We start from the raw sequence: 8344 nt of genomic DNA, 5'->3' as shown, positions 1-8344 counted from the left end.
GGGGCTGCTGCGCAGCCCAGCGGGAGCAAGCTCCCTCGCCACAAAAGCCTCATTCAGCCGCCGATGATTTTCATGATGGTCGCGCCGCCGGAGAATGCCACTTCCTGCTTGTCCCCCAACGCCTTGACCAACAAGCGCTGAAGCGCCGGCAATGCCTGGTGGCGGGGCTTATCCAGCAGGTCGCCGACGAAATGACGGTTACTCGACGACAGGCAGCCATGCAGCCAACCCGTGGAAGACAACCGCAACCGTGAGCAGGTACGGCAGAAAGGCACGCTTTCGTTGGCGATCACGCCAAAGTGCCCCAGCCCCGGTATCTCATAGCGCACCGCGGTAGCATCCACCGGCGCATCGGCTTGCAGGTATTCGTACTGATCGCCGATCAGGCTGAGCAGTTGCTGGAGGCTGACGAACTGTTGCAGGAAAGCATTGGAGTCGCTGGCCAGGTGCCCCATGCGCATCAACTCGATGAAACGCAACTCATAACCACGTTCCAGACAGTATTCGAGCAAAGGCATCACCTGGTCCAGGTTCTGCCCGCGCAATGGCACCATGTTGACCTTGATCTTCATCCCGGCGGCTCGGGCCTGGTCCATGCCATCGAGCACGGTCGCCAGGTCGCCGCCCCGGGCGATACTGCGAAACGCGGCGGGGTCCAGGGTGTCGAGGGAAACGTTGATGCGACGGATACCGGCGTCTACCAGCAAGGGCAGTTTTTTCGCCAGCAACTGGCCATTGGTGGTCAGGCTGATGTCCTCCAGGCCCATCTGCCCCACCGCCATCATGAAACACTCGAGCTTGGGGCTGACCAACGGTTCGCCGCCGGTGATGCGCAGCCGCTCGATGCCAGCGGCCTCGATCAAATAGGCCACGCCACGCGCCATGGCCTCGGCCGACAGTTCATCCTGCGCAGCCACCAACCGCTTGCCGTCAGGCACGCAATAGGTACAGGCGTAATTGCAGGCTGAAGTCAGGCTTATCCGCAGATTACGGAAACGCCTGCCTTGACGGTCAACGATCATGGGTCACTCCGGCACGAGAAAAATCGGACTCGCAAAAATTGACCTAGAAATCAAGATTTCGCAAGACCCAAGCCTGAGTATATTACTGGGACACTGCGCCATGTAAGCGGACATGGCGCAATAAGACAGCTGAATGTCTTGGCCTGTGCGGCCTCAGTTGCTCGGGACGTCGGTATCGCGCTTGCGCTTGTTGCCCATGCGCACACCAATGTCCATCAGGAACTGGAAGAAACCTTCCTGGTCTTCCAGCACGTTGCTCCAGAACGGCGAGTGATACAGCGCCACCGCGCCATGCACCAGCGCCCAGGCAGCGCAGTAATGGAAATAAGGCGGCACATCTTCGAGCTTGCCTTCGCTGATCCGGCCCTTGATCAGCAGCGTCAGGCGTTCGAAGTTCGAGGCACGGATCTTGTGCAGCTCCTCGACCATCTCCGGCACCTGGTTGCCCTTGACCACCTTCTCTTCCAGGCGATCGAACAAGCGGTAGCGCTGCGGGTCGCGCATGCGGAACTCGAAGTAGGCCCGGGACAGGGCCTCCTTGTCCTTGTCCACATCGGCCGAATGCAGCAGCTCGTTCAAATCGCGCTCGTAGTCGAGCATCAGGCGCAGGTAGATCTCCGCCTTGGATTTGAAATGTTTATAAATCGTGCCTTTGCCGATACCCACGGCATCCGCAATCATCTCGACGGTGACACTGTCTTCACCCTGGTCGAGGAACAACTTGAGCGCGGTGTCGAGAATTTCCTGCTCGCGGCGGCGAAACTCACGGACCTTACGGGGTTCTTTGTGCATAAGAAAAAGGTCTGAAGGGTCAAAATTCGAAGCCGGGTATTATGCCTAACTTACGCAAAAATGCACGGATCATCCGTTCTCGGCCACTGTTCTTCACAAAACCGACACGCCCGGCTCGCCATTTCTCACGCCAATGCGCCGCACCTGCGAGCTTTGGCGACAGTGAGAACTTATCCGAAGCGAGCGTATTCCAAATTTGTTTAAAAACCACCCCGGCCAGACTGGACGGGTTGGCATACTGATCAATACTTGAACTGTCGGCGCGACATCTCCCCCAAGTGACGCGCTGATGAAGGTACCAACGGACCGCGTGCCTTTGTTTTACTCCTAATGGTCTTAACCCGGATTCACCCCCCAGAACCCGGGTTTTTTTTGCATGGAATTCAGGCTGGCGCCACACGCACGTGAGCCAGTGGAAACAACTCCTTAAAATTTTCCGTCGTCTGCTCGGCAAACCGCTCGTAGGACTCACCGCGCAGCATCGCCAGAAACTCTGCCACTTCCCGTACGTATTGCGGAAGGTTCGGCTTGCCACGATAGGGAATGGGCGCCAGGTAAGGCGAGTCGGTCTCCACCAACAGCCGATCAGCCGGCACTTTGCTGGCAACGTCGCGCAATGCATCGGCATTGCGGAACGTGACAATCCCGGACAAGGAAATGTAATAGCCCATGTCCAGGGCGGCCTTGGCCATGTCCCAATCTTCGGTGAAGCAATGCAGCACCCCGGCCTGGGGCAGCGCGGCGTCACGCAGCAAGGCCAGGGTGTCGGCCCGGGCGCCGCGGGTGTGGATGATCACCGGCTTGCCGGTTTGCCGGGCGGCCTCCAGGTGCAGCCGAAACGACGCCTGCTGCACGTCGGCGGCTTCCGGTTCGTAGTGATAGTCCAGGCCGGTTTCGCCGATGGCGACTACCCGTGGATGGTCCAGCTCACGCAACAACCAATCGAGCGCCGGCGCGGCGTCGGGCTGGACATCCAGCGGGTGAACACCGACCGAGCAATCGACATCGGCATAACGTTCGGCCAGAGCCTTGACGTCGGCGGCGTTGTCGGCGCTGACGCCGATGCACAGGAAATGACCGACACCCCGTTCACGGGCCGCGTCCAGCGCAGCATCCAGGGAGCCGCCATGGGCAGCGAGGTCGAGACGGTCAAGGTGACAATGGGAATCTACAAGCATAAAAGGCCGGGCTACATCGTATGAGTGGGACGGTCGGACTTCAGGGAGCCGGCCAAGTGGGTTTCGATCTGATTGCGGGCTGAATTGTCGCCGTCGCTGAATTGCACACCAACGCCGGCGGCCCTGTTGCCCTGGGCGCCTTTGGGGGTAATCCAGATCACCTTGCCGGCGACCGGGATCTTTTCCGACTCATCCATCAGGCTCAAGAGCATGAACACTTCATCACCCAAGCGATAATTCTTGTTGGTGGGAATGAACAGGCCGCCGTTCTTGATGAAAGGCATGTAGGCGGCGTACAGCACCGACTTGTCCTTGATAGTCAGGGACAGGATGCCGTTGCGTGGCCCGGGACTGACAGGTTCGTTCATGCTGATCTCCGCTGCGATTGAGCTGAGTTTAGCGTCCTGTGTCACAAATACTGTTCCTTTTTGACGGCGTCTGTTGTCGTCAAGAAAGGAACGTATTGGCGAAACAGGACACTGGGCCGTGTCTGTCAGTTTCGACCCGGCAAACTCGCCCACTGCACCAACAGCGCCTCGAGCAACAGCACCCGATTGAGGTTCGCTTTGCCCAGCACCTTCTGACGTTGGGCAAGAATCCAGTCCTGAATGTTCAAGATTTTATCCTGGCTGCTTTTTTGCGCCAGGTACTGGATCACCTTGCGCATGTCCGCCAACCCCAGGCCAGCCTCGTCCTCGGTCAATTGGTAGCGCAGGATCAGGCTCGACCAGTCGCAGAACCAGTCAAACAGCAAGAGCAACGGGATCGCGTTCCAACCCTCGGCCAGTTGCGTGGGGGACTGCTGCTGCTTGAGCAGTTTCTTGACCCCATCCACCACCAAGGCCCGCTGCTCCCGCACACCCTGGGCCTGAAGGCTGACAGCCGCCAGGGGCGAGCCGGCCGCCAGGGTCAGCAACTCGACACGCTCTTCGTCGCTGCTGTCGGGCAAGGCCTGGGCCAGCCACTGCAAGCTCATCGCCTCGCTCGGCAGCGGGCAGGCCTGTTGCACGCAGCGACTCTTGATGGTCGGCAGCAAGCGACTCGGCTGGTGGCTGACCAGCAACAGCACGGTGTCGCCGGAAGGTTCTTCGAGACTTTTAAGCAAGGCGTTGGCGGCGTTGATGTTCATCGACTCGACGGGTTCGATCAGCACCACCTTGCGCCCGCCCATCTGAGAGGTCTGGACCACGAAGCTGACCAGATCCCGAACCTGGTCGACCTTGATCGCCTTGTCCGCCTCCTCCGGTTCCAGCACGTAATTATCGGGATGGCTGCCCGCCTTGAGCAGCAGGCAGGACTTGCACTCGCCGCAGGCGTTCGAGACACCAGGACGCTGGCACAGCAGGCTGGCCATCAGGCGCTCAGCCAGTGCCCGCTTGCCAATGCCGGCCGGGCCGTGCAGCAGATAGGCATGGGCATGCTGGGCACGACCGGCCAGTTGCTGCCAGAGGCCGTCTTGCCACGGATAGGCTTCAGCCACGGACACGCTCCAGCAAACGCGGCAGCAAGCCGTCCAGGGACTGTTGGACCTGGGTCAGCGGTTGCGCGGCATCGATCAGCAGGTAACGCGCCGGATCGGCCTTGGCGCGACTCAGGAAGGCACTGCGCACGGCATTGAAGAAAGCCTGGCCCTCCAGCTCGAAACGATCCAGCCGACCACGGGCACTGGCGCGGGCCAGGCCGATTTCCACCGGCAGGTCGAACACCAGGGTCAGGTCTGGCCGCAGGTCACCCTGGACGAAGGTTTCCAACGCGCCGATGCGCTCCACGGACAAGCCCCGGCCGCCGCCCTGGTAGGCATAGGTCGAATCGGTAAAACGATCGCAGAGCACCACCGCGCCACGGGCCAGCGCCGGGCGAATCACCTCGGCCAGATGCTGTGCCCTGGCCGCGAACACCAGCAACAGCTCGGTGTCGGGGTTCATGACCTCTTCAATGGGCGCCAGCAGCACCTCGCGAATTCGCTCGGCCAGCGGCGTACCGCCCGGTTCGCGGGTCAACACCACCTCGATGCCAGCCGCCCGCAGGCGTTCGGCCAGGTATTCGCGGTTAGTGCTCTTGCCGGCGCCTTCCGGGCCTTCCAGCGTTATAAACAAGCCAGTCACAGGCGATCCTTAATCAAAGTCATTGCGGGCTCGGCGGCTCGCTGGCATCCGGTTCGGGCGCCGGCACTTGGGGCGGCACCTGGGGTACAGCGTCGGGCGCCGTGTCGGGTGATGCCGCGGGAATGGGTGCCTGCTCGTCCGGTGTTGCCGGGGCCGGACTGGAGCGGTAATCGGCACGGCGCTTGAGTTGGAATTCGCGCACCGCGTTGTTGTGCGACTCCAGGTCATCGGAGAACACGTGGCTGCCGTCACCGCGGGCGACAAAGTAAAGGCTGTTGCCCTGCGCCGGGTTCAACGCGGCATGAATCGCCTCGCGCCCCACCATCGCAATCGGCGTCGGCGGAAGGCCAGGAATCAAATAGGTGTTGTACGGATTTTCTTCTTTCAGATGGGCGCGGGTGAGTTTGCCGGTATAGCGCTCGCCCAGACCATAGATCACCGTGGGGTCAGTCTGCAGCAGCATCCCCAAGCGCATGCGCCGCACAAAGACGCCGGCAATCTGCCCGCGTTCCTGGGGCACGCCGGTTTCCTTCTCCACCAACGACGCCATGATCAGCGCCTGATACGGCTGGGTATAAGGCACATCGGCGGCACGCTGTGCCCACTCCTTGGCGAGCACGTCTTCCAGGCGCTCGTAGGCTTTTTTCAGCAGGTCGACGTCCGAGGTGCCGCGCACGAAGCGATAGGTATCCGGGAAGAATCGGCCTTCGGGAAATATCCCGGAGTGACCCAGACGGTCCATGACCTGGGCGTCGCTCAGGCCGGTGAGGGTCTGCTGGAGTTTTTCATCCTTGGCCAGTGCGGCGCGCACCTGGCGGAAATTCCAGCCCTCCACCAGCGTCACGCTGTACTGCACCACTTCGCCGCGTTTCCAGACACCGATCAGGCCTTCCATGGTCATGCCCGGCACCATCCGATATTCACCGGAATGCAGTGGCTGGTCGGCGAGATTGAAGCGCCAATAGATCCGCAGCCAGAAGGCGTCCTTGATCAGGCCATCGGCTTCGAGGCGCTTGAGGGTTCCGGTCGGGGTGGTCCCGTTGGGCACGTCCAGCAATTCTTCCTGGGTGATGTTCAGCGGCTGTTGCAGCGCCGAATGAATCTTCCAGGCCGAAGCGCCCAACATCAGCCCTGCCAGAACCAGTCCGGTCTCCAGCAGCAGCAAGAATTTACGTCTCACGAATCAAACATCCAATAGCGCACGGGCAAGGGTTTGCAGTTTACGGGTGAGCGGGCCAACCGACCAGCGCGCCGAACCGCATCCGCGTACCGGCCACACGCCATAAACGCTGTTGCAGACAAAGACTTCATCAGCCTGGTGCAGCTGTTCGAGACTGATATCCATGATTTGCGTGGCGATGCCTTGGGACTTGGCTTGAAACAATAATTCTGCGCGCATCACGCCGGCCACGCCGCAACGGCTCAGGTCCGCCGTGAACAACACGCCGTCGCGCACCAAGAACAGGTTGCTGAAGACACCTTCGATCACCCGCCCGGACGTATCCAGCATCAAGCCTTCGGCGTATTGCCCATCGCTCCATTCGGCACGAGCCAGCACTTGTTCCAGGCGATTGAGGTGTTTGAGGCCGGCAAGCAAGGGTTGCTCGGACAACCGCACGCTGCAGGGAAACAGCAGAACGCCTTGTTCGGCATGGGCGGCGGGATAAGCGGCTGGTGGGCTCCCTTGCAGGATGCGTCGGGCCGGGGTCGAGGGATCAGCGGCATAACCGCGCAGACTGTCGCCACGGGTCACGATCAGCTTCAGCACGCCGTAGCCCAGGCGCCGGGCATAGGCATTCAACTCGGTGCTCAACGCGCTCATGTCGACGTTGAGCGCCAACCGCCGGCAACCGGTTTCCAGGCGTTGCAGGTGACGCGCCAGCAACACCGGTTCGCCACCCTGCACGGCGAGGGTCTCGAACAACCCATCGCCGTAAGCCAGGCCGCGATCTTTCAGCGACAGGACGTCGGCCGGCTGACCGTCGACCCAGCTTTCCATCAACCGGCGAACCGGCGGAACACCAGCGAACCGTTGGTCCCGCCAAAGCCGAAGGAGTTGGACAGCACCACATCGATGTCCATGCTGCGGGCAGTGTGCGGCACGAAGTCCAGGTCGCAACCTTCGTCCGGCTCATCGAGGTTGATGGTCGGCGGCGCTGTCTGGCTGTTGATCGCCAGGACGCTGAAGATCGCTTCCACCGCCCCTGCCGCACCCAACAGGTGACCGGTCATGGACTTGGTCGAACTGACCGCCAGCTTGTACGCGTGATCGCCGAACACGGTCTTGATCGCCTGGGCTTCGGCCAAGTCGCCGGCCGGGGTCGAAGTGCCGTGGGCGTTGATGTACTGCACCTGCTCGCCGTTGAGTTTCGCATCACGCAAGGCGTTGGCGATGCAACGGGCAGCACCGGCGCCATCGGCCGGTGGCGACGTCATGTGGTAGGCGTCGCCGCTGGTGCCAAAGCCGATCAGTTCGGCGTAGATGGTCGCGCCGCGCGCCTTGGCGTGCTCCAGCTCCTCGAGCACCAGCGCACCGGCACCGTCGGACAGCACGAAGCCATCGCGGCCCTTGTCCCATGGCCGGCTCGCACGGGCGGGCTCGTCGTTGCGGGTCGACAGCGCACGGGAAGCACCAAAGCCCCCCATGCCCAGGCCGCAAGCCGCCATCTCGGCGCCACCGGCAATCATCACGTCGGCTTCGTCGTACATGATGTTGCGCGCGGCCATGCCGATGCAGTGGGTACCGGTGGTGCACGCCGTGGCAATGGCGTAGTTGGGTCCCTGGGCACCCAGGTGGATGGACAGGAAACCGGAAATCATGTTGATGATCGAGCCCGGCACGAAGAACGGAGAAATCCGTCGCGGCCCCGATTCGTGCAGCGTGCGGCTGGTTTCTTCGATATTGGTCAAGCCGCCAATACCCGAACCCATGGCCACGCCGATGCGTTCGCGGTTGGCGTCGGTGACTTCCAGCCCGGCGTTGCGCACTGCCTGGAAACCGGCTGCCAAGCCGTATTGAATGAACAGGTCAAGCTTGCGAGCTTCCTTGACCGACAGGTATTCCTCGACATTGAAGCCCTTTACCGAGCCGCCAAAACGGGTGGAATAGGCAGAAAGGTCGGTGTGTTCGATCAGACCAATGCCACTGCGGCCAGCCAGAATGCCCTGCCAACTGCTCGGCACATCCGTGCCTAGTGGCGACAACATACCCATACCGGTGACTACGACGCGTCTACGCGACACAGCA

At 61.5% G+C, this 8344-nt stretch carries 9 protein-coding genes; all 9 read right to left on the bottom strand.

Annotation, left to right across the window (positions count from 1 at the left end; all coding sequences use genetic code 11):
- Window positions 1-53: 53 nt before the first annotated feature.
- The 9 genes from BLU76_RS24040 to fabF all read right to left on the bottom strand — a co-directional run bounded on the left by BLU76_RS24040 (window position 54) and on the right by fabF (window position 8340).
- Complete coding sequence (locus tag BLU76_RS24040) at window positions 54-1022, bottom strand: GTP 3',8-cyclase MoaA (RefSeq protein WP_092150094.1); 969 nt, start codon at window positions 1020-1022, stop codon at window positions 54-56.
- Window positions 1023-1175: 153 nt separating this feature from the next.
- Complete coding sequence (locus BLU76_RS24035) at window positions 1176-1814, bottom strand: TetR/AcrR family transcriptional regulator (protein ID WP_060741238.1); 639 nt, start codon at window positions 1812-1814, stop codon at window positions 1176-1178.
- Window positions 1815-2197: 383 nt separating this feature from the next.
- Window positions 2198-2992, bottom strand: coding sequence for a TatD family hydrolase (locus BLU76_RS24030; protein WP_092224750.1), 795 nt, complete (start codon window positions 2990-2992; stop codon window positions 2198-2200).
- An 11-nt stretch (window positions 2993-3003) separates the two neighbouring features.
- Window positions 3004-3360, bottom strand: coding sequence for a PilZ domain-containing protein (locus tag BLU76_RS24025; RefSeq protein WP_053180946.1), 357 nt, complete (start codon window positions 3358-3360; stop codon window positions 3004-3006).
- A 125-nt stretch (window positions 3361-3485) separates the two neighbouring features.
- Window positions 3486-4472: a DNA polymerase III subunit delta' gene (locus BLU76_RS24020; RefSeq protein WP_072344216.1), complete on the bottom strand. Its 987-nt coding sequence runs from the start codon at window positions 4470-4472 to the stop codon at window positions 3486-3488.
- On the bottom strand, window positions 4465-5097 hold the full coding sequence (gene tmk / locus BLU76_RS24015; RefSeq protein WP_092224749.1) for a dTMP kinase: 633 nt from the start codon (window positions 5095-5097) through the stop codon (window positions 4465-4467). Before tmk ends, BLU76_RS24020 begins: the two co-directional genes overlap by 8 nt.
- Before the next feature lie 19 nt (window positions 5098-5116).
- Window positions 5117-6277, bottom strand: a complete 1161-nt coding sequence (gene mltG / locus BLU76_RS24010) for an endolytic transglycosylase MltG (RefSeq protein ID WP_086936743.1) — start codon at window positions 6275-6277, stop codon at window positions 5117-5119.
- A 3-nt stretch (window positions 6278-6280) separates the two neighbouring features.
- Window positions 6281-7096 (bottom strand): aminodeoxychorismate lyase, encoded by an 816-nt coding sequence (gene pabC / locus BLU76_RS24005; RefSeq protein ID WP_092224747.1) that lies wholly within the window; start codon window positions 7094-7096, stop codon window positions 6281-6283.
- Window positions 7096-8340 carry a beta-ketoacyl-ACP synthase II gene (fabF, locus tag BLU76_RS24000; protein WP_063324916.1) on the bottom strand — a complete coding sequence of 415 codons (1245 nt, stop codon included), beginning with the start codon at window positions 8338-8340 and terminating at the stop codon, window positions 7096-7098. Before fabF ends, pabC begins: the two co-directional genes overlap by 1 nt.
- Between the last annotated feature and the right edge of the window lie 4 nt (window positions 8341-8344).

Origin of the sequence: Pseudomonas sp. NFACC08-1 (assembly GCF_900106735.1) — a bacterium.
Taxonomy (GTDB): domain Bacteria; phylum Pseudomonadota; class Gammaproteobacteria; order Pseudomonadales; family Pseudomonadaceae; genus Aquipseudomonas; species Aquipseudomonas fluorescens_Q.
Note: the sequence above shows the minus strand (reverse complement) of the source record. Positions and strands in the feature narration are given on the sequence as shown.